The organism is Rhodococcus sp. H29-C3, from assembly GCF_030063405.1.
Lineage (GTDB): Bacteria > Actinomycetota > Actinomycetes > Mycobacteriales > Mycobacteriaceae > Rhodococcoides.
Map to the genome: position 1 here is coordinate 1 of NZ_JASITC010000012.1, position 20,840 is coordinate 20,840.

18 protein-coding genes and 1 pseudogene are annotated in these 20,840 nt (G+C 58.3%); 13 read left to right on the forward strand and 6 right to left on the reverse strand.

Annotated elements, in window-relative coordinates:
* Positions 1–131: 131 nt before the first annotated feature.
* Positions 132–647, reverse strand: a pseudogene (locus QMK32_RS20190) (transposase); the annotation flags it as partial.
* Positions 648–1,182: 535 nt separating this feature from the next.
* Between QMK32_RS20190 and QMK32_RS20195 the strand changes: the two are divergent.
* On the forward strand, positions 1,183–1,371 hold the full coding sequence (locus QMK32_RS20195; RefSeq protein ID WP_283477033.1) for a hypothetical protein: 189 nt from the start codon (positions 1,183–1,185) through the stop codon (positions 1,369–1,371).
* 146 nt (positions 1,372–1,517) lie between these two features.
* Here the strand turns inward: QMK32_RS20195 and QMK32_RS20200 are convergent, their stop codons facing one another.
* The gene (locus tag QMK32_RS20200) at positions 1,518–2,096 is read right to left on the reverse strand and encodes a hypothetical protein (protein WP_283477034.1); all 579 of its coding nucleotides are present in this window, start codon (positions 2,094–2,096) and stop codon (positions 1,518–1,520) included.
* A gap of 607 nt (positions 2,097–2,703) precedes the next feature.
* Here QMK32_RS20200 and QMK32_RS20205 point away from each other — a divergent pair.
* From QMK32_RS20205 to QMK32_RS20215, 3 genes are read left to right on the forward strand one after another with little or no spacing between them, the layout of a single operon-like run.
* A complete protein-coding gene (locus QMK32_RS20205; RefSeq protein WP_283477036.1) occupies positions 2,704–3,156 on the forward strand; it encodes a MerR family transcriptional regulator in 453 nt (150 codons plus the stop codon).
* Between the two features lie 12 nt (positions 3,157–3,168).
* The gene (locus tag QMK32_RS20210; protein ID WP_283477038.1) at positions 3,169–4,161 is read left to right on the forward strand and encodes an aldo/keto reductase; all 993 of its coding nucleotides are present in this window, start codon (positions 3,169–3,171) and stop codon (positions 4,159–4,161) included.
* Position 4,162: 1 nt separating this feature from the next.
* Positions 4,163–4,675 (forward strand): cysteine hydrolase family protein, encoded by a 513-nt coding sequence (locus QMK32_RS20215; RefSeq protein WP_283477039.1) that lies wholly within the window; start codon positions 4,163–4,165, stop codon positions 4,673–4,675.
* Between the two features lie 14 nt (positions 4,676–4,689).
* On the opposite strand, the gene QMK32_RS20220 is transcribed toward QMK32_RS20215, so the two are convergent.
* Entirely contained in the window at positions 4,690–5,310 is a 621-nt protein-coding gene (locus QMK32_RS20220) for a TetR/AcrR family transcriptional regulator (RefSeq protein ID WP_283477040.1), read from the reverse strand.
* Between the two features lie 71 nt (positions 5,311–5,381).
* Here QMK32_RS20220 and QMK32_RS20225 point away from each other — a divergent pair, with 71 nt between their 5' ends.
* Positions 5,382–5,798, forward strand: a complete 417-nt coding sequence (locus QMK32_RS20225; protein ID WP_283477042.1) for a DUF1707 SHOCT-like domain-containing protein — start codon at positions 5,382–5,384, stop codon at positions 5,796–5,798.
* Positions 5,799–5,935: 137 nt separating this feature from the next.
* Here the strand turns inward: QMK32_RS20225 and QMK32_RS20230 are convergent, their stop codons facing one another.
* Both QMK32_RS20230 and QMK32_RS20235 read right to left on the reverse strand, forming a co-directional pair.
* Complete coding sequence (locus QMK32_RS20230; protein ID WP_283477043.1) at positions 5,936–6,595, reverse strand: class F sortase; 660 nt, start codon at positions 6,593–6,595, stop codon at positions 5,936–5,938.
* Between the two features lie 62 nt (positions 6,596–6,657).
* The gene (locus QMK32_RS20235; protein WP_283477044.1) at positions 6,658–8,010 is read right to left on the reverse strand and encodes an ice-binding family protein; all 1,353 of its coding nucleotides are present in this window, start codon (positions 8,008–8,010) and stop codon (positions 6,658–6,660) included.
* Between the two features lie 747 nt (positions 8,011–8,757).
* On the opposite strand from QMK32_RS20235, the gene QMK32_RS20240 reads away from it, so the two are divergent.
* From QMK32_RS20240 to QMK32_RS20250, 3 genes are all read left to right on the forward strand, one after another.
* Positions 8,758–10,149 (forward strand): EAL domain-containing protein, encoded by a 1,392-nt coding sequence (locus QMK32_RS20240; protein WP_283477045.1) that lies wholly within the window; start codon positions 8,758–8,760, stop codon positions 10,147–10,149.
* Positions 10,150–10,286: 137 nt separating this feature from the next.
* Complete coding sequence (locus QMK32_RS20245; protein ID WP_283477047.1) at positions 10,287–11,117, forward strand: hypothetical protein; 831 nt, start codon at positions 10,287–10,289, stop codon at positions 11,115–11,117.
* Positions 11,071–11,631 (forward strand): hypothetical protein, encoded by a 561-nt coding sequence (locus QMK32_RS20250; protein WP_283477048.1) that lies wholly within the window; start codon positions 11,071–11,073, stop codon positions 11,629–11,631. Before QMK32_RS20245 ends, QMK32_RS20250 begins: the two co-directional genes overlap by 47 nt.
* Positions 11,632–11,885: 254 nt before the next feature.
* On the opposite strand, the gene QMK32_RS20255 is transcribed toward QMK32_RS20250, so the two are convergent.
* Positions 11,886–12,173: a hypothetical protein gene (locus tag QMK32_RS20255; RefSeq protein WP_283477050.1), complete on the reverse strand. Its 288-nt coding sequence runs from the start codon at positions 12,171–12,173 to the stop codon at positions 11,886–11,888.
* 1,238 nt (positions 12,174–13,411) lie between these two features.
* Between QMK32_RS20255 and QMK32_RS20260 the strand changes: the two genes are divergently transcribed.
* The 5 genes from QMK32_RS20260 to QMK32_RS20280 all read left to right on the forward strand — a co-directional run bounded on the left by QMK32_RS20260 (position 13,412) and on the right by QMK32_RS20280 (position 20,785).
* Positions 13,412–14,731, forward strand: coding sequence for a UDP-glucose dehydrogenase family protein (locus tag QMK32_RS20260; RefSeq protein ID WP_283477052.1), 1,320 nt, complete (start codon positions 13,412–13,414; stop codon positions 14,729–14,731).
* Between the two features lie 612 nt (positions 14,732–15,343).
* On the forward strand, positions 15,344–16,849 hold the full coding sequence (locus QMK32_RS20265; protein ID WP_283477053.1) for a sugar transferase: 1,506 nt from the start codon (positions 15,344–15,346) through the stop codon (positions 16,847–16,849).
* Between the two features lie 363 nt (positions 16,850–17,212).
* Positions 17,213–18,313 (forward strand): O-antigen ligase family protein, encoded by a 1,101-nt coding sequence (locus tag QMK32_RS20270; RefSeq protein ID WP_283477054.1) that lies wholly within the window; start codon positions 17,213–17,215, stop codon positions 18,311–18,313.
* Positions 18,314–18,603: 290 nt separating this feature from the next.
* The gene (locus tag QMK32_RS20275; protein WP_283477055.1) at positions 18,604–19,386 is read left to right on the forward strand and encodes a glycosyltransferase family 4 protein; all 783 of its coding nucleotides are present in this window, start codon (positions 18,604–18,606) and stop codon (positions 19,384–19,386) included.
* A 235-nt stretch (positions 19,387–19,621) separates the two neighbouring features.
* Positions 19,622–20,785, forward strand: a complete 1,164-nt coding sequence (locus QMK32_RS20280) for a glycosyltransferase family 4 protein (protein ID WP_283477056.1) — start codon at positions 19,622–19,624, stop codon at positions 20,783–20,785.
* Positions 20,786–20,840 lie beyond the last annotated feature (55 nt).

Consider the following 20,840-nt stretch of genomic DNA (forward strand, 5'->3'; position numbering starts at 1 on the left):
AAGTCGCCGCCGAGCTCAACGACCGTCCGAGGTTATGTCTGAACGACCTCACGCCGAACCAGGCTGTGCGACGATGGTGGCCCCTGCATGATTACCCGATGATTCGCCACGACTAGTGGAATCCGCCCGCGTTCGAGTGGCCGGTTCTGCCATTCCGTCATCTCGCCGACGACCTTGTCTGTGATGCGCGAGATGGTGTCCTTCGAGACCGTCGCGCCATAGATGTCCTGAAAGTGCGCGGACACCTCACCAGTCGTCAAACCCTTTGCAGTCAAGGATAATACGATCTCGTCAATACCTGTCAGACGGCGTTGCCGCTTCTTGACGATCTGCGGTGCGAACGAGGAATCGATGTCGCGTGGTACCTCGATTTCCACCGGCCCGATCTCGGTCAGCACCGTCTTCGAGCGGGTGCCGTTTCGGGAGTTTCCGCTGCCGCGGCCGGCGGCGTCGTGTTTCTCGTAGCCGAGGTGTTCGGTCATCTCCGCATCCAACGCCGTCTCGAGGACGTTCTTGGTGAGCTGATTGAGGAGGCCGTTCGGGCCCATCAACTCTACGCCCTGCTCCTTGGCCTGAGCCAAGAGCTGCTCGGCCAACTTCTTCTGATCCACCTCGGTCGTTGCCATGGGATCCAGTGTTTCGGTCATTGTCGATCCTTCCCGCCAAGCTCAGCTCAGCGTGTCGAACCAAGGACCGGATCCACCGTTATTCAGACAGTCCCGTCGACGGGCCTTGTTTCACTTGCTGCTATCGGGGTCGCTCAGTTGGTCGGTGATGGCACAGCCGTACTCGTCCCTGCTCCCAGTTGCGACGCTTGGGATGTCGCCTCACGCGGCACTGCCGTAACCGGCGTCGGCGTCGGCGAATCAGTGGTTCCCTCCACTGGTGGGGCCACCGGGGGCCATTCAGATCCGTGGGCAGTGAATCCGGAGCAGGCAGATCTGGGCGCGTAGCTTCGTCTCCGAAAGGCCTCTGATTCGCTATGGCGTCCCGCATTGCCTGCATGGCACTGGGTTGTGCAGCGTCGGGCCCCGGAATTTCCACACTTCGCTGGGCGGCGGAAGTATCCTGGATTTCGACGACACCAGCTGAGGAAACTACGGCTGGCAATCGTGACATGGATCGAGCGGATCTACCACCGAAAGCGGCGCCAACGACGCCCCGTGCAGACAGGAGCGCCACATGACGACTGCTGCATTGTTTGTTCTCGCAACGCCTGTGGTGTTGGTTGCGTTTCTGGCGGTTCTCACCGGCCTCGGTGAATACCGTCGTACGGGTAAATGGGCCTTGGCGGTGCTGGCCGTTCCATGCTTTCCGTTGTTTTGGGTTGCTTGGTATGTCCGTGACGACCTCAGAAGCGCTTCGCGCTGACCGCGGCCGTCCGGTGGCCCGCTGTTAGTGAGGCGCCAGTTCGAGACGCCATCGGCGGTTGTCATTGGTGAAGCTGCTAACCGGGCCCAGGCGAACAGTGCATGGCCAGTACGTGGCCGCGGGTGTCTGTGTCGGAGTGTGCATCATCAGAACACTGGGCCGTCGGTGACTGAGGAGCATTTGACGAAGCCTGTGACGGTGACATCGGTGGTCGAGTCGGGTTTGATCGAGCGTGTTGTTGCCGAGAATCCCGCGCCGACAATGTCGGTGTCGACCACTTGAATGTCGAGCTGGTCCAAGGCAGTCAAGTCATGGTGGATGCCCTCGCGGTCGACGTACTGCAGCGACATGTAGTCCGTCTTTTGTCCTGCCTCGTTTGTGATGTGTGTGGGGCCGAACAGGAGTTCGAGCGAGAAGTCCTCGCCTGGTCGGGCGCTGCCTTCATCGAACATGGCGAAGTCGCTGGTGGCAGCTAGAAAGGCGCGGGAGGATCCGTCGGAATTGGTGGTGCAATGTGTTTCGGTGCCGGCCGGAAGATTTGCGGCTCCGAACCAACCTGATTCGAACTGGATGTAGCTGCCCTGGCCGTCACTATGCGGGGTGGTGGGAGCTGGGCGCCGGTCCACCTGGGCCTGACTCTCCTCCGGTCCTGTACTGCAGCCAACTGCTGAGGCGAGCAACAATGCCGTGATGAGTATCGGACTGACCCTGCCGGATGCGTGCACGTGCTGCCTCCCGATGGTTGATAGACACGGACAGGCTAGCGTCCATGAGAGGCATTCTGTTGCCGTGGACACGTCAAAGCGTGAAAGCGGGCTGGTTTGTTCGTACTTCAGCGGCGCATCACTCGGCAGGGGATTTACGGGGGAGTGCGGAGAGCCCACGGCGGCCTCCCGCTGCCCGAAAAGTAACGTTGGTACAGTTTTGGGAGAATAAGTCGGTCGAATGACTTGGTTCAATACTGAATCACCGGCATGATGCCTTCTTATGTACAAAGTGCGTAGACGCAGCGTCTTCCTCGAGCCCCGCATGATCGATCTGTACATCGGGCTCGCCGGTGGTGGGATCGTTGCGGCCGGCCTGCTTGCGATGAGTCTGCGCTGAACTGATCGCCACTGTCGTCGTGTTTTCGTGCCCGGTAGCCCGCCGATGTCTCAATCTCAGTTAGTCGTGACCGCGCCGACAGCGCACTATGCGTGATCGTTCGGATGGTCTCAGGAGGCGGGGACTAGCTGTCGTCGATGACTGAACCTGTGCCCGGAGTATGGGTGGACGGGGAGCGCGGAATCGAAGGTTGACTTGGAGTGCACTCCAAGACGTACTGTCGCATTCATGAGTGCACCAGCACGGCAAACATCGATCGGCCGACCTGAGGGCATCGGAATTGCCGAGATGGCGGAATGCTCGGGGCTGACCCAGGACACGCTTCGGTGGTATGAGCGAGAGGGGTTGACTCCTGACATTCCCCGATCGGCAAATGGTCGACGCGTTTTCACGCCAAGGATGGTTTCCTTGCTGAATTTGCTTGTTCGCCTTCGGTCGACGGGTATGCCGACTGCTGATATGCGCGATTTCGTGAAGCTCATCGACGGCGGTCCGGCGACGCATCGTCAGCGGATCGCTATTCTCTCCGCGCACCGCGCGCGTATCGCGGAGCGTCAACGGCACCTCACCGATGCCAGCAACGCTTTGGAGTCGAAGATTTCACACTACGAACTCCTCATCTCGGAGGGGCTGGACTGCGAGGGAGCCGCAGTCCCCAATCCAGCAGACAACGACCAGTAAGTGGGAACGCACATGTCAATTCCAACTCGTAGAATCCCTGCCCTCGACCGCGACGTCAGTGCCATCGGACTCGGTTGCATGGGCATCAACTGGGCCTATGCGCGCGACGACGCGGATTCGGCTCGCAAGGGCTCGGAGATTCTTGCTCACGCACTCGCGGCGGGTATCGATTTCTTCGATACCAGTGACGCTTACGCCGCCGGAGAGAACGAAAAAATTGTCGGCGACGCTGTGGCTGACGCCGACGTCGTCATCGCGACGAAGGCGGGCTTGATCGGTTCCATGGACAGTGGGAAGCCGACACTGACACGTAACGGCCGCCCGGATCACCTTCGGAAGGCGTGCGATGACAGTCTGCGGCGCCTTGGAATCGACAGTATCGATCTTTACTACCTGCACCGCGTCGATGATCAGGTGCCGATCGAGGAATCGTGGGGAGCACTGTCCGATCTTGTTGCTGCAGGCAAGGTTCGAGCGTTGGGTTTGAGTGAAGTCACCGTCGAGCAAGCCGAGGCGGCGCACAGTATCCACCCGGTGGCAGCTGTTCAGTCCGAATTATCGGTATGGACCCGAGACGCATTGGGGCAGGGCAATACTCCTGATGGCGCCGCTGTCGGGAACATCGTCGACTGGACCCGTGACCGAGGCGCAGTGTTCGTTGCTTTCTCACCGCTGGGGCGCGGGTTCCTGACCGGGAGTCTCGATACTGCGGCCCTGCCGTCGAGCGATTTCAGGACCACCCTTCCCAGGTTCACCGGTTCGGCGGCGCAACAAAATCAAGCGATCGTCGACGCCCTCGCGTCAGTCGCCGATCGCCACGCCACGACGCCGGCAGCTATCGCGTTGGCATGGGTATTGGCGCAGGGGCAGCACGTCATCCCGATCCCGGGGACGACGAAGGCGACTCACCTCGACGCCAATCTCCTTGCTGCGCAGCTCACTCTTACTGCAGAGGATCTCGGGATCCTCGACGGTGCACCTGCTGCTGTCGGCCCACGCTACTGAGATGAAACAGGTGAATTCGACAGCGTTACTCGAAATCGACTTTCAACCGTGGGTCATCGAGCTTGGACATGACCTCGATGCGGTCCTTCGGGCAAAACGAATTCGGGAAAGATTTCGACGCGAGGGCGCGCTTGTAGTTTGTACACGTTATCTGAGCCGCGATGCCGACGATCCGATGCGATCGGACCCAAAAGGTGAAGGTGCTCGTTTTCACTTCTCGATGGAACCGCAAGCCGGTGACCTAGTTGCAACCAAGTTCGACCGCGACATCTGGAGCAATCTCGATCTGGATGTTCAACTACGGCTGAGGAAGATCAGCGACATTGTAGTGACAGGTTTCGTCACCGATTTCGGTGTCGATCTCGCTGCCCGTACCGCCCTTCAACTGGGTTACCGAGTGACAGTGGGGGCAACTGGATGCGCGGGAACAACTGCCAGCGCACATCACACCGCCTTGGACTCGATGTCCAAGGCGGGAATCTTCATCGACGAGCAAGTCGGAGCGAATCCATGACCGATATCGCGCTGTCATCCAGTCCTGCGGGTGTGCAGTGTGGGTCCGGGAAGTGGGAGGAGCCGGTTGATGACCACGTCCAATGCGGCCAACGCTTCCATTTCTCTGCCCTCGTCGTAGAGCATCGTCAGCGCAAGACCGTCACTGGTTGCGATCAATGCATCTGCCACAGTTGAAGTTTCGATGTCTGCAGAAACGGCGCCTTGTCGGCGCCCCTCCTCGAGATACTCGGTGAGTGCTGCACGGATGTCGTTGTCGACTGCAATGGCGGCTTCGGAGTAGGGGCGATGTCCGATCGCTCGGACTGAAAACTCCGCCCAAATTCGGGCTTCGGCTCTTCTTTCGGCGTCGAGTGGGAGCGTGGCGAGTAACCAATTCCGCACGACGTCGACGAGGGTGCCGGTGCGATCGACCGACTGGAGCCTTGCTTCCACTCGTTCGCCCACGAGTTGTAGTGCGAATTCGAGCATGTCGTCCTTGGTGCGGAAGTACTTCTGGATTGCCCCGACGGAGCAGCCGGCAAGTTCAGCGACTGCGCGGATGTTTGTTCCGGCGAGACCTTCGTCGGCGATCAATTCCAGCAGCATGTTTCCGACATGTCGTCGTCGCTCGCTGGGGTCGTAGGTCGGGGGCACAACGCCCAGCATAGAATACAAACGTATTCTATGCTGGAGGTTGTCAGTGTCGATCGAATGGAGTCCGAAACATGTCCGACTACCTGCCAACTCGTCGAGCCACCGACGCAGAGCGCCTCGATGCAACTCTCCACCTCACGGATGCACTGGCCCGAGGTGCTTTGAGCGGCGAGGAGTACAACGATCGGATCGAAGACGTAAACAGTGCTCAATCGATAGACCAGGTTGCCGCCACGCTGGTCGACCTGCCTCCTGTGCTACCAGTCACCACCGCGAGCGAAAAACGTACACGGGATGATCTACGCGAGTGGCTCAGAGAGTGGCAGTACTGGCTCGGCGGTTCGGTGCTGATGGTAGGTATCTGGGGAGTGCAAAGCCTGATGGAGGGATCTGCGATCAAGTTCTGGCCGGGACTTCCGATTGGAATTTGGGCGCTCGTGCTCATCGCGTGTGTGTTCTGGCCGAGCGAGGACCACGAAAGTAGCTGAACAGGGCGCGTAACCACGCCTCCAGGCGCGGTCCTCCGATCCGATGGCGTTGTCCGCGAACCACTATGCGGCAGCGATGCCTTCGCTGCCGCATAGTGAAGATCCCGCCGGTGACGAATTTGTCTCTTCTGCTGGGTTCAAGTGAGAGCTGCGTACACGACGATGTTGTCGTCGTAACTCGCGGCATCACTGTCGAACGCACCGCCGCAAGTGATCAATCTGAGACCGGCATAATCGATATCGCCGTACACCGATGCCGTCGGAAACTCGGCTTTGGGATACTGCTCGATGTCCGAGACGGTGAAGGTCAGCACGCTGTCATCCTGACGGCTGACGATGACACTGTCCCCGCTGTTCAGTTCGCGTAGACGATAGAAGATCCCAGGGTCGCCGCCCCAATCCACGTGCCCGGCGACGATGGAGGGGCCCATTTCACCCGGGGTAGGTGAACCGTTGTACCAGCCGCCAGGGAATCCACCCGACGGCACCTCCATGGTGCCGTCGGCTTGCAACCCCAATCCGATGAGGTCGGAATCGACACCGATTGCCGGAATCTCGATCCGCACCGGCGTCGACGCCGAGAGCGGCGCGACAGCAACCGTCGTATCGATGGCCTGCGCATCTTCCGAAGGTTCGAGTTGAGGTGCGGCTGGTTGAGATGTGGCTGACGAAGCTGAACTGGGGGAGTCGGCCAACGATAGCGGCTGGTTGACCATCGACGTATCGGTATCTGTCGACGCGCCGCATCCGGTGATAAGCGCTATCGCGAGTGCAATTGTAGTGACGAGCCCTCCCACCGCGCTCCGATGTCGAGGCGCGGTGGGACGATCGTTGTATTCCGAGTGGTGGTGGGAGAACATCAGCTGCCGTTGATGTTTCGGTTCTGGCGCCGAGCGACTATCAGTCCGGCTCCACCGACGAGTACCGCCGCTGCCGTCCACATCGGTGCCGATCGACGCGTATCACTCTGTTGCGCGGTACTGCCGTCACCGGTATCGACTCCACCGTTGGGAATCTGCGTGATCTGGCCACCGGGTGCATTGGTGCTCGGACCACCGATGGGTCCACTGTTGGGGCCATTGTTAGGGGCTGGAGCTTGCGGTGCACCAGGTGTTCCTGGCGCGTGGGGTGTCCCCGGTGCGTTCGGAACGCCGGGAGCATTGGGTGCGCCGGGAGCATTGGGTACGCCCGGAGCATTGGGGGCTCCTGGCACGTTGGGTACGCCTGGCACGTTGGGTACGCCTGGCACATTCGGTACACCCGGCACATTCGGTGCTCCGGGGATCGGCGGAATCGTGATCACCGGTGGGACACCGGGAATCGAAGGTAGGCCGGGAATTGTAGGGATGTCGATGACCACCGGAGGTGTGGTGGTTGTGGTGGTGGTGATCGGGGGTGTCGTTGTGGTGGTCGTGATCGGGGGTGTCGTTGTTGTGGTGGTGGGCGGCACGGTGGTCGTAGTTGTGGGCGGCACGGTGGTGGTTGTGGTCGGTGGCGCGGTGGTTGTAGTCGGCGGCGTGGAACACGTCGGACGTGTGATGACGTTGGTGTCCAGCGCGACTTGACCATTGCGTGCCAGGACTCGGCCGGCAACCGTGGCTCCGGTTTGCAGGGTGATCGAGGTGAGCGCCATGATGGTACCGACGAACGTGGTGGTGGTGCCCAGTATGGCGGAGCTGCTGACCTGCCAGAACACGTTGCAGGGGTTAGCGCCGCCGATGAGGTTGATCGTGCTGTTCGGCGCGGTGATCAACGTCGAACCTGCTTGAAAGATGAAGACGGCGGCCGGATCTGATTGGGCGTCAAGGGTTACAGTCCCGGTCAGTCCGAGCGCAGAGTCCGCTTTGTACACCCCGGGAGCGAGGGTTTGTCCACCGAGGTCGGTCGAGACCAACGTTGGTGGTGTCCGCCCTGCAGCGTCGTTGTAGGCGGTGGTCAGGTCCGCCTGTGCTTGCAGTGCTTCGGCGTCCGCAGAGTGAATTACGCCGTTGTTGACCAGGCCTGGGGGGAATCCGGTGACGGCGGTGCCGGGGCTGACTCCGAGATCACCCGAGACGATTGATGGGCCTGTGTTGGTGACCGTAGTGCCGGCTAGCACCGCATAGCTTTCCGCAGTTCCCAAGCCGACCGGCGCGGTGGCTGCACCTGCCGTTGCATTGGGGAGTACCAGTAGTGCAGCGGTGCCCAATGCGAGAATGCCGACCGACGGCATGGCGAGAAATCGGATTCGTCTCGGGGAATGCGAGCTCGGTGCAGATTTTGGTTGTGGCATATGTGGTTGTGGCATATGTGTGGTCCTTTTGGGCGGCGACGTTTGTAGTCGCACACCGGCGTCCCCCGACGCTGCCGGATATGTGCGTTAAATGAGCCTCCGCGGCCGGCGACGGTTCGCCACCCCGTCTGTTTGAGGTGATGATAGTCGCGGTTCCGCGTGTGCTGACCTGCAGCGGCACGAGTCCGACCCTGATCGAGTCCGAAACGTGCCTGAAAGAAAAAAATTGTGCAGCTATACGCTTTGCCAGTGAAAAGATTGCCGCGTGAGATCCGACGTGTGGCGTATGTGACATTAGCGCGCATTGCCCAGGATTCAACACGAAATGCACTTCAAACAGAAGGTTTGTTTCAATTGAATAATTCAGCCAAATGGTGGTTTGCGTTGCTCGCTTAACCTGGTGCATACCGAAACATCACGATCCGAAGTTCGAGCCAGCAACATCTTCGAATGCAAGTTTCAACTACGCGGGCGTCGTGAAGTGCGCTTCAACGTCGACAAAGGTCAGGTTGGAACGGGCGTGGAATGCCGACCATATGTAGAAGACATTCCGCGACATCGTGCGAAACGACCGGTCGCGCGTTTATTCTCGAACGCGGTCCTTTGTTTGTGCCGGGTGTTCGGCACCCGGCATCGGCTCTGTTCGGACTACGCAATCAGCCACCGTGCATGGCAGAAGGAGGGTCAATGCTCCGATCCGTCACCAATCGCCAGTCCGAGTCGGCTAGGACCTACCTCGACTTCTCGGCCCTCTCGCCAGCATTGGATGCGGCCGCACAGCTCGTGGCCCTCTCCCTCGGTTTCCCGATCTCTTTGATCAACATTATCGACGGCGACACCCAATACACCCTCGCCCAATTCGGCTCACCCGCCCACGCCCGCAACGTGGTGCCTCGTAGTCGAACTGTCTGCGCCAATACCGTCGAATCGACCCGCATCGTGGAGATCGCCGACGCATACTCTCCAAATAGTCAGGTGGGTGCACGCAACGCGACTGTGCACGGCTCTTCTGTCGACCTGGGGCCCGGATCACCGCAGGAACTCTTGGTCGAGTCCGGGCTCGCCGCGTACGTCGGTATCGCGCTGACCGGACGCGAGGGGCTGCCGATCGGAGCATTGTGCGTCTTCGACACTGCACCGCATCCGATCACCGACTCGCAGCGGGAACTGCTGCCCCTGCTGGCGGTGATGGTCGAGGAGCACCTCGATTCCCACCGAAACCGCACCCCGCCGGTTGTCGGTCCTACCGACGCCGTCGAACTGGCGGCGGCCTTGGCCGCCGATGAAGTCGCACCGTGGTACCAACCCATCGTCGACCTCGACACTGGGTCCGTTGTCGCCGTCGAAGCGTTGGCCCGCTGGAATCATCCCAGCCGTGGTGTTCTGGGCCCCGCCAGTTTCATCGCAGTTGCCGAGACGAGCGAGTTGATCATCGACCTCGATCTCGCCGTACTCAGCGCTGGTGCGGTGGACCTGAGGGCTTGGCTGCCAGCCGATCCAGGGTTGATTTTGCACGTCAACCTGTCCGGTGCGCATTTTGCGCACCCGAATTGCGTGGATCGCCTCACGTCGGTGGTGCGGGCAGCCGGCGTCGACCCTGGGTCGGTAGTCCTCGAGATCACCGAGTCGGTCGCCTTCACGGTGAACTCGGCCAGCGCGCACTTCGTCGGGGAGTTGCGTCGTATCGGCTTCGGCGTCGTCCTCGATGACGTCGGTGCCGGGTGGTCGGGTTTGGAGCGTTTGCTGCAATTGCCACTGACCGGGTTCAAGGTCGACAAAGCTGTCACCGATCGTCTGGGGACCACCGCCGGCGACGCGATGATGCGAGCATTGCATTCCCTGTCGGTGGATTTGGGCATGTCACTCACGGTGGAAGGCGTCGAGACAGTGGAGCAGGCTCGCGCGATTGCAGCGTTGGGATCGGTTCGAGGACAAGGCTATTGGTGGGCTCGCCCCACCGTTGCGGCATCTGTTGCGGATTTCTTGAGCTGCGATCTGCGCGCGCGGACCGGCTACCACACTGCCAGTGGTCGAAGCGCCGAGAGCCGCCCCGACGACGCATACGTGGGTGGTGGCTGAGCGGCACCGGGCGGGCACGAATCCTCTTCGGGATCGGCGGGGATATCGGCGCCGCTGTCCGGCGACGTCGTCGCTGCGGCGGTGATGGTGGCCGGGTTGTGGATGGATCGACGTCGTAAACGAGCGGCGTCCCGGTAGTGACGGTGACGGACGTTCGGCGATCCGAGACCCCGATCATCGCCGAACCTGCTCGGTATCAGCGTGTCTGGACCTATGCGCGGTTCCTCCCGTGTGCGGTGCTCTACGGCGTCGTCGGCTACCTGCTGGCATCGACATACAACCTGATCGACGGCGACGGCCCGTCTCGAGTGGCCAATGCGGGCTACACGATTTTGAGCCGTGACCCGCATCTGGGTGCTATCGGGTTCGTGTGGAATCCGCTTCCGAGCGTCGTCGAGATTCCGTTGCTGTTGCTGACTCCGGTGTGGCCGGAGATGAAGACGCTGGGTTTGGCCGGGGTGGTGCAGAGTGCGGTGTTCATGGCGCTCGCGGTGGTGGCCGTTCGGCGTATTGCGTTGGACCGGGAAGTGCCTCGGGTATGGCGGTTGAGCGAGGCAGCGTTCATCTTCTTCGTCGTCGTTGCCGTTCGACGGCTGCTGTTGTGGATGACTACTCACGACGTGCTCGATTTGGCGTGGGCGGGTTTCGCGATCGGAGGCGAGCTATCTGGTGCGTTACGACGCGCTCAGCGTGGCGGCAGCAGCAGTGGTGGGTGTGTTTCTGGTGACCGGGTTGCGTTATCGGGGTACCGCCGGAAACAAGGGGGCTCTGGGGACAGCTCTGCACGACGGGGTGATCGTGGGATTGCCCGCGGCGGCAGCGTTTGTGGTCTGGGCAGTCGCCGGGTGGGTCTTGACCGGAGAGGCAATTTCGCAGATCACTTCCCCCTACGGAAACTCTTCGCAGGTATCGGTGGCTGCGGTGAATCAGGGCGGAAGCGGTGTAGACCTGGCGGCGGCCGGTGCTGAGGTTCTCGCTCGAATCTTCGGCATGCAGCCGTTGCTGCTCGTGGTGTTGGCTATTGCAGCTGTTGTCGCACAACGACATCGACGCCTCGGCTCCTTCGTCCCGACTGCCCTGTTCGGCGCGGTGATCATCTTTCAGGCCGCTGCTCAGATCACGGGTACCACCTTCGGGCGGTTCAGGTTCTATATCTTCGTCATTTCGCTTGTGGTCATCACGGTGCTGACGTGGTGGTCACCGGTAACGGAGCATGCGCGGGGTGCGTCGGGATGGGCTCGGCATCTGCCCGGGTGTGGCCATGCTCGTCGTCGCGGTGACGTCCATTCCCCTCACCTGGATATCGATGTTGAACCCGGCAGTGGGGAATCAGAGTGTGCAGTTCGGCTTCCAGTCGGTCGTGTCGCCTTCGACGCATCCGATGGACCAGGAGTACTACTTTCAACTGTTCCAGGACGACCGGGCGATCGCCGAGTGGCTGGATCGGCAGAATCTGCCGGCGGGATCGGTCCTTTCGGATAGCTTCCAGAGTTGGGGAATCTGGCTATCGTCGAACCGGCCGGACCAATTCGTGATCACCAGCGACTTCGATTTCTTCGAGGTTCTCAATGACCCCGCAGCGAGTCACATCGGGTACATCTTGGTCTCCGATCCCGTGGCGGACGGAGGCATGGATGCAATCAACACTCGGTATCCCAGTTTGTGGCAGGACGGAGCGGGCCTCGGCGCTCGGGAGATGAGCGTCGTGGGTCCGGGGGCGCGGTCCGCTGGAGAATCTAGTCGGTGGACGCAGACGGCGGTCGACGGTTGGCGAAGTGGTCTACGCATGCGGCTTGGATCTGGCGAACAAGAACCACGGTCAACGGTGCCACGGCAGTCAACGCCACCCATTCGACCGGAGACAAGGACAATACCGAGCCCGTCGCCAAAACCAGTACGGCCAACACGAGCACACCAGCGAGCAGGGGCACGACACGTCGAGAGTGGATAACGAAGTCGGTTACTGAGCTCTGGGCACTGGATCGCTGCTGTACCGCAGTCGTGTCGATGTGCAGATCCGTCATGACAATCTCCCGGCCTACGAAATGTCCATGAAATGCACCTTTGGATTGTTTAGATTTCAAGTACGCACTGAAAGTCGCTGTCTGCTCAATTTCGATATTGGAGAGGGCGAAGAAGATTCCCGCCGACCGGTCGAGGTGTCCGAGTGTCCGCAGGGGCTTCCAAAGTCGTCCTCCAGCGACTCATCACCCGGAAGGGGATCTACCGGGGGGAGTGTGGGGAACCAGCGCGGCTTGCGGGCTCCAGAAAAGTAACGTTCGTACAGTTTCAGGAGAATAAGTCGGTTGAACGACTTGGTTCAAGGCTTAAGCACCGGCATGATGACTTCTTATGTACAAAGTCCGTAGACGCAGCGTCTTCCTCAGGCCCCGCATGATCGATCTGTACATCGGGCTCGCCGGTGGCGGGATCGTAGCGGCCGGCCTGATTGCAATGAGTCTGCGCTGAGCTGAGCCCTCGAATGGTTTGGCAGGTCGGGTGGAGTTCACCCGACCTGCATAGCAATGCAATGTGATCAGTTGGCCGCTAGTCAGATCACCGATACCCCAAGCCTCTGTGATGTCGTGACCGGGCCGACCGCTGCCTTGGCACCGATATGTGGGGGGCAGGTGGACGGCCTGTACCCCCGCCTCGAAGATCGGCTGAATCCCTCGCCGATCATGTGAGGGGGGCAGTGTCGGAGCAAGTCCGGTCTCTCGCTTTGCGTCTACTCGTCACAACTTCTCCGCCACTGATAATGAACAGGGGATTCGATGGGTAGATGGATTGTTTCAGTCGAATTGAACGAATGTATGGCAGATTGCCTTTCGTTCATCGATTTGTGAGGCGACCCCGGGGTTCCTCGGGTGGACGTCAAACCCGCGATCGCACTGTAGTGAGTGGTCGCCAGGCGAACTATGGTATTGAGAAAACGATGTACGAATGTGTGATTTTTGTTACATGTAAATGCTGAAGCCGAAATTGGAACCGAATTCATTCAATTGAACTACGGGTGAAACCTGTGGGACGCCCGGTTGCTTCACTGATTCTGACCCGTTGCCCCGCTGGTGATCTCGCTGTAACACGAGGTGTCGGTTGCATCGTGCCCGCCAATTTGCAGTGGTCGTTCCGGCGCGCACTTTGTCACACCGGGCCCTTAGTATGGGTGAGAGCAATGACCAGTCATTGACGGCATGCGCTCGGCTTCGCTTTCACACAGATCGCGATTCACATTCGGCCTCTGAAATAGGAAGACTTCACCATGCGAATTACCGTGTTCGGAACCGGCTATCTCGGTGCGACCCATGCGGCGTGCATGGCGGAGTTGGGGCATGAGGTCCTCGGAGTCGACGTCGATCCAGCCAAGCTCGCCAAGCTCGAGGCCGGCGAGGTGCCTTTTTATGAGCCAGGGCTCGAAGAGGTCCTCCAGCGCAACATCGCGGCGGGCCGTCTGAAGTTCACTTCTTCCTATGAAGAGGCTGCAGAGTTCGCCGAAGTCCACTTCCTCGGTGTCGGTACACCGCAGAAGAAGGGTGAGTTCGCCGCCGACATGATCTATGTCGACGCAGTCATCGAGCAGCTCGCACCCCTGCTCACCAAGCCTGCTGTCATCTTCGGTAAGTCGACGGTCCCGGTCGGGACAGCTGCCAGACTCGCGACGCGAGCCCGTGAACTTGCGCCGGCGGGCGATGAGGTCGAGGTGGCGTGGAACCCGGAGTTCCTCCGTGAGGGCTACGCCGTCAAGGACACCTTGCATCCCGATCGTCTGGTGTTGGGCGTGGACAAGACGCGGCCCGGCCGCGCTGAGGAATTGGCGCGCGAGGTGTACGCGCAGCTGCTCGAAGAGCAGATCCCCTTCCTTGTCACCGACCTGGCGACGGCCGAGCTGGTCAAGGCATCGGCCAATGCCTTCCTTGCTACCAAGATCTCGTTTATCAACGCGATCGCCGAGGTCTGCGAAGCTGCAGGGGCCGACGTGACAGTGCTCGCTGATGCCATTGGCCATGACGATCGCATCGGTCGTAAGTTCCTAAATGCCGGCATCGGTTTCGGTGGTGGGTGTCTACCCAAGGACATCCGCGCTTTCATGGCCAGGGCCGGTGAGTTAGGCGCTGACCAGGCGTTGACGTTCCTGCGCGAGGTCGACAACATCAACATGCGCCGACGCACCCGCATGGTGGAGTTGGCCAGAGAAGCCTGCGGGTCCCTGCTTGGGGCGAGGGTTGCAGTACTCGGGGCCGCTTTCAAGCCTGATTCTGACGACGTGCGTGATTCCCCGGCCCTCAACGTCGCTGGTCAGATCCAACTGCAGGGTGCTGCGGTCAACGTGTACGACCCGAAGGCGATGGACAACTCACGCGCTTTGTTTCCCACACTCGGCTACAGCACCTCGGCGCTCGAAGCGTGCGAAGGCGCGGATGTAGTGCTGGTGCTGACGGAATGGAAAGAGTTCAAGGCGTTGACTCCCAAGGACCTCGACAGCGTGGTTCGGGTAAAAACCTTGATCGACGGCCGAAACTGCCTCGACCCGGTGCAGTGGCGCAACGCTGGCTGGACCTACCGCGGGCTCGGGCGTCCGTAAAGGAAAGCTGACATTGTTTATAGTGATTTAACAGTCGCGACAATGTCTGTGGAAGGCGAAAACAACTTGCGTCATTCAATCGTATGAATTGGCGTCGAGACTGTTTTCGATTGCATGGAAACCGTCAGAATGACCGCTAATCTGGCTATTCAACCGCATTGTCAATGTTTCCAGTTATGAAACTTTATCGAGGGGACCGCGGTCGTCGCTCAATTTTGTCGCGACTTCGACGGATCGGGTGGCTATGTGTTGCTGTAGCCACATTCAGGAAAATGCTTGTCAGGCTGCAAGATTGATGGATAGAGCCGATGGTGTGTGTGGGTGTAACAGGACCTCGCGCTCGTTCGATGAGTAGTGTGGGCTGATTTCTGTACGCGCTATGCTCGCGGTCTACATGCTCGGTGTGGTACACCATTTAGGGCACGTAAGTAAACTGTGATCTGGCTCACTCGAAGAGTCGATTGTCGGGCAACGTGCGAAAATTTAAAAGCTCGAACAGTCGGGCTGCAGTAAGTGTCTTCAAGCCAATGTGGATATGAATCGTCGGAGTTCGCAGGCAATCGTTGACAGTCGCCCCCATGGCTGTCGAAGTACCGTTAGGAGGGAAAGTCGATGGCAACGCTGGGATCAGTGCGGCAGGCTTCGCAGGCAGCATCGCCGGGCAAACAAGCGTGGCGGGAGCGCCGGTTAACTTCTCGCCGGGTGTGGGAGCACCAGTACATCGACAGACTCCGGGTAACCGACATCATCGTGGTTGTGATGGCCGTAGCGCTGGCGCAGCTCATCCGTTTCGGCGAACTTCAGACCGAGACGACTGCGATGCTGAGCTACACAGGAGTCTCCGTGGCTGTAGCCGGACTCTGGATTGCATTCCTCGCAATCTTCCGTACCCGCTCGACCAGAGTGATTGGCAATGGTGCCGAGGAGTACCGGCGGATCGTCTCGGCTACATTTCGGCTCTTCGGTGTCATCGCGATTCTCTCGCTGCTCTTCAAGATCGACATTGCCCGCCTCTATCTCGCCATCGCGTTGCCGGTCGGCTTGCTGGGTCTACTAGTCAGTCGCTGGGTGTGGCGCAAGGGTGTTGCAGCCAAGCGCAGCAAAGGGAAGTACCAGACTGCCGTGCTGATAGTTGGTAGCCGAACAGCAGCAGTCTCGATGGCCAAGCAGTTCGAGCGATCACCCGCGGCCGGTTACAGCGTGGTCGGGATGTGCCTGCCAGGCTTCGAACCCAAGCGCGATTCCGCCATCGTCGATGGTTACGAGATTCCGGTGCTTGGTGACGAGCACAGTGTTGTCGAAGCGATCGAGGCATCCGGTGCGGACACCGTCGCTGTGACTGCCACCGAGCATCTTGGCACCAAGGGCATCCGCAAGATGGTGTGGGATCTTGAGAAGAAGAATGTAGACCTCGTGGTAGCTCCCGGCGTCGTAGATGTAGCCGGCCCACGCCTAGTGATGCGCCCGGTCGCAGGTTTCCCTCTGATTCACGTGGAAAAGCCTCAGTACAACGGTGCCACACGCTTCAGTAAGACTGCCTTTGACTTCATATTTGCCACCGTGGTGCTCGTGCTGATTTCGCCGATCTTGCTGGCTACAGCTGTTGCAGTGAAGGTGACCAGCCGTGGGCCGGTGTTTTACAGGTCCGAGCGCATGGGTCTCGACGGCAAGCCGTTTCCGATGATCAAGTTCCGCAGTATGGTCCAGAACGCTGACACGCAGGTAGATTCTCTGCTCGCCCAGAACGAGAGTTCTGGTGGCGTGCTGTTCAAGATGCGCGAAGATCCGCGGGTCACGACGGTCGGTAGGTTCATGCGGAAGTTCAGCATCGACGAACTGCCACAGTTCTTGAACGTCCTTCGTCGTGAGATGAGCGTAGTTGGCCCTCGGCCGCCGCTGCGTCGCGAAGTGGAATCCTATGACGGCGAAGTTCGCCGCCGACTGCTAGTGAAGCCTGGTATCACTGGACTCTGGCAGGTCAGTGGGCGATCAGATCTGTCATGGGAAGAAACTGTGCGGCTGGATCTCTCTTATGTCGAGAATTGGTCGATGGTTGGGGACCTGTTGATCATTGCGAAGACGGTTAAGGCTGTGGCTGGAAGTGATGGAGCTTACTGAGGCCAGTTGGGGGAAAACGGTATCGCCAGAGCCTTTGCAGGATCGGTGCGGCAAACAACGCAGAAAAATACTACAGAATCAGCGAAGCAGGATCTGATCTTGACTACACAGCTAACATCTGCGCGGCATATCGATAGTGTGTTCATGCGCGGACCAGGGCTAATTTTGCTCGGGCCGCTGATCGTGATAGCGCTAGGGCGATGGGGAAGCTATTTGAAGCTACCCGCTGGACCCTTTTATATCCCGGACATCGCAGTCGGAATGGGAATAGCACTATTTCTGCTTGCACCGAGCCACAGAATGTCGCGACAGACTGGTGAGAGATCTTCCGGCTTGCCATACCGATTGGCTATGCTCTCTTCCATGCTTGCCGTCGCATGCGTCCTAGTAGGTATAACCTTCGGTACCGGGATGACGGTACTCACCATTCGCGACGCAATGCCGTTTGTGTACGTCGCTTTGGCGCCAGTGATGATTCGTGCAATAGAAGATATTGGTATTGCCACAGTAATGAGGTGGCTGAGAAACGCAGTAATTGTGCATACGATCTGGATTGCACCAGTTATGTTTGATTTACTGAAGCCAACCAAAATTCCGATATTTGGCGGTGTTCCTGCCTTTACACCGAGGCATGATTTCGACCTCTTAATCTGCGGTTTGGCGGTAGTTCTGATTGCAACTGACAAGCGGTTAAACAAGCCCCTTGCCGCGGTACTGATAATCGCCAACTTTGCTTCAATGTTTCTAAGTGGTAGCCGCGCAGGCCTAATTGCAGGTCTGGTCGTGATTGTGATCTATATTTTGAGAATGAGGCCATTTCAAGACAACGCTAAAGGGCCTCTAAGGCTCAGTCTGGCTGCGGCTTCATTTGCCGTCCTGCTGCCAGTGTTTGTCATGGTTAGAGATAATCCACCCAAGTGGGCCCTGGGTCTACAGAAGCTCCTACCAAATGGCGGGGACGAGTACGCGTCAGGCCAGAACACCTGGAACGCCCGAATCAGCGCTTGGCGGTTAGTAACAGACTATGTGGATTCGGCCGGGGGATACGGCCGACTGCACGGACTCGGATTTGGAACCAATCCTATTGGGGACAGCGGAGCGGTTCGCTATCTTTCTGGTGACTCGCAAGTTAGAGCCGCTCACAACTTTCTTGTAACTTGGTACGCATTTCTCGGTCTAATTGGGATCGCGCTAATCTGCCTGATCGGCTGCGTGCTTCTAGTTGGCTTTTTACTCGTACTTCGTACACCGCGTCAGTACTCACTCGTCGGAGTATCTCTCGCCACTGGACTAGTATTGAGTGCTTTAGGTGGAGTAATACTCGAGTCGCCATTCGGATATATGGCGTTTACCTTCGGCGTGTCGCTTGCCTTGGCAAGTGGGCCCAACGAACGAATCAACATTTGCGGAACCGGTCCTGAAACTAAAACCCGCAAAAATAAGGCTGGTGTAAAGTACGAATGACAAAATCTATTCTTCTAGTTACCCCCGACATTGAAGACAACTCAATCGGTAGAACTTACGCGATATGGCTACTCGTCAGGCACCTTGATTGGAATGTGAAGGTAATTTCATATCAAGGCTCAAGTCTTTGGAGTCCGCTAAGAGGGACGGAGTTTGAGAAGGTTGTTGAAAGCGTAACTCTTAAGAATCGACGATCGCGTGTTGAACATCTCGCGAAAACCGCACAGGACTACGAAATCACCGTCGCGATTAAACCGCTAGAAGGATCGTACGGACTATGTGTGTCCGCTATGAAATTAGCAGAATTTCCCTTACTTTTGGATATCGACGACCCAGACTTAGAGGCACGACTGAGCCTCACTCCTCTGTGGCGAGCTTTCCTATGGCGAATCAAGCACTTCCGTTTATGGGTTCAGACCATGAAATTAGCCGTCCCTGATGGCGAAGCCATTCTGGTTAGCAATCCAACTCTGCAAAAGCGGTACGGAGGAACATTGGTCCCCCACGCGCGCGCGGATCCGGGCTTCGGCGCCGAACATGCGTCGTCGAACCCAAGAATCGTTTTCGTTGGGACGGTCCGGCATCATAAGGGCGTCGATATTCTACGGGCGGCTGTGGAGTACCTGAGCAGCCGAGGCTACCGGCTAGTTGTTACGGAGAAGCAGCCTGGCGATGCTCGTCCCTGGGAAGAATGGATCGGAAACTCTACACTAAGTGAAGGGCTCGAACTCGTTGCAAATTCGGATATAGTCGTTCTCCCATCACGCTTGTCCAAGAACGCAATCGGACAGCTACCAGTCAAGCTGGTAGACGCGATGCTCGCTGGCCGAGCGGTAGTGGTTAGTAACGTCGATCCAATGCCGTGGGCGGTAGGTGAGCACGGCTTAGTGTTCGAGCCCGAAGACACTGCGGGACTCATCGACATTCTCAAAGACCTGTCGGATCCGGAGTTCAGAAATCTATGTGGACAACGCATGCGGCAGCAGGCTATAAAATTGTTTGAACTTGATGCCGTAGCCAAGACATTCGCGGGGGCATGCGAAAACGCGTTACGATCGAAGGCTGGCCTCTGATGAACTCGCTACAATTCGGAGATATGATTAGTGTTTACACGATCGCAAGTGCGTATATGTCGTATCGAATTAGAACTTACGGATTTCCAGAGTATGGAGGGTCCCGATCTAAACGGCGTTCAGGCCCACACCGTCTCGAAGCCCGTTCAACGTGGACACTGCCAAGTGGAATTCGACCGGAAATAAAACTCGCGACGCGTGGAATGATTGGTAGAGTTCTGTGAGAATCCTAGTCTTGTTCAACGACTACATTGAAGCAGGTGGCGAACGGCAGTCGGTGGCCACCGAAATCAAAGCGCTTCGCGAAGCTGGTGCGACAGTTGACTCATTAGTCTTGACGAACGATGATCTTGAGGTTGCAGGGTCTGCTAAGAGAGTCCGAATGCTAATCGAAAGTCGGTCGATCGTCGACGCGCTAACGCAGAAAATTCTTGAGTTCAATCCGGATGTCGTTCATGCTGAAAACCTCTTCCCGCGCTTTGGTGCTACCGCAATCGATGTTCTAAGAAAACACCGATTGCCGTGGGTGCGGACTATTCGGAATTATCGGAAGGGATGTATCGCTGGAACCTTTGAACGAGCGGGCCAGACGTGTACCTTATGCTCTGGTAGTCCATTTAGCCTTCAAGGTGTCCTTCATAGTTGTTACAAGGCGAGTAAATCTTCTTCGGCCGGCGCAACTGTACTTCGTGCCCGTGAATCATCCGCTGAACTGGCCTATCCCCCCGGTGCATACATCACGGTCAGTGATTCCCTTCGATCGCGGATAGCTCCCGACCTAATCTTTGGCGTGCCTACTCATACTGTTTACAATGCAGTGTCGGGTTGCGCCGACAGCATGCCGAGCGATCCAACAGTGCGCGAGTTTGATGCTTGCTATGTCGGTCGTTTAGCTAAAGAAAAGGGGGTGTCGACTGCAATAGAAATTGCGCAAGGCTCCGATATAAGAATTGCATTTGTTGGGACCGGATCGGAGTCAGCTATGGTCGCCGATGTCGCGGCGAAATACCCCGGGCGAGTTGTCTACTTCGGGGGTTGCACGCGGGATGAAACAATGAATGTGATCGAATCATCTAAAGTCTTGCTAGCTCCATCACGGTGGGAGGAGCCGTTCGGTCGAGTTGCCGCTGAGGCACTCAGCGTCGGCACTCTGCCCTTAGTAGCGGACCGCGGTGGGCTTCCCGAGGTTGTTCAGGGTATCGGATATGCAGCTATAGTGAGCGAATCAGATACTGGAGCTTGGACCACAGCTTTAAATGCTCTGCTCGAACTGGATGAAGATGTTCTGCGAATCTATTCAGCCTCTGCGAGAAATCTTTGGATTTCCAAGTTTTCGGAATCGGCTTTAGCCCAGAATCTGCTTGCAATATACGAAAGTGTAGCGAATAGCGCGAGATGAGCATATTTGATGTAAGAGTTCCAGAGCGGACGTTCGACTATCCTCTGTGTGCCGA

Coding starts and splice junctions, on each gene's coding strand:
- QMK32_RS20195 (WP_283477033.1), top strand. CDS start 1,183: ATGACGACTGCTGCATTGTTTGTTCTCGCAACGCCTGTGGTGTTGGTT.
- QMK32_RS20205 (WP_283477036.1), top strand. CDS start 2,704: ATGAGTGCACCAGCACGGCAAACATCGATCGGCCGACCTGAGGGCATC.
- QMK32_RS20210 (WP_283477038.1), top strand. CDS start 3,169: ATGTCAATTCCAACTCGTAGAATCCCTGCCCTCGACCGCGACGTCAGT.
- QMK32_RS20215 (WP_283477039.1), top strand. CDS start 4,163: ATGAAACAGGTGAATTCGACAGCGTTACTCGAAATCGACTTTCAACCG.
- QMK32_RS20225 (WP_283477042.1), top strand. CDS start 5,382: ATGTCCGACTACCTGCCAACTCGTCGAGCCACCGACGCAGAGCGCCTC.
- QMK32_RS20235 (WP_283477044.1), bottom strand. CDS start 8,010: ATGCCGTCGGTCGGCATTCTCGCATTGGGCACCGCTGCACTACTGGTA.
- QMK32_RS20240 (WP_283477045.1), top strand. CDS start 8,758: ATGCTCCGATCCGTCACCAATCGCCAGTCCGAGTCGGCTAGGACCTAC.
- QMK32_RS20255 (WP_283477050.1), bottom strand. CDS start 12,173: ATGACGGATCTGCACATCGACACGACTGCGGTACAGCAGCGATCCAGT.
- QMK32_RS20260 (WP_283477052.1), top strand. CDS start 13,412: ATGCGAATTACCGTGTTCGGAACCGGCTATCTCGGTGCGACCCATGCG.
- QMK32_RS20265 (WP_283477053.1), top strand. CDS start 15,344: ATGGCAACGCTGGGATCAGTGCGGCAGGCTTCGCAGGCAGCATCGCCG.
- QMK32_RS20270 (WP_283477054.1), top strand. CDS start 17,213: ATGCTTGCCGTCGCATGCGTCCTAGTAGGTATAACCTTCGGTACCGGG.
- QMK32_RS20275 (WP_283477055.1), top strand. CDS start 18,604: ATGAAATTAGCAGAATTTCCCTTACTTTTGGATATCGACGACCCAGAC.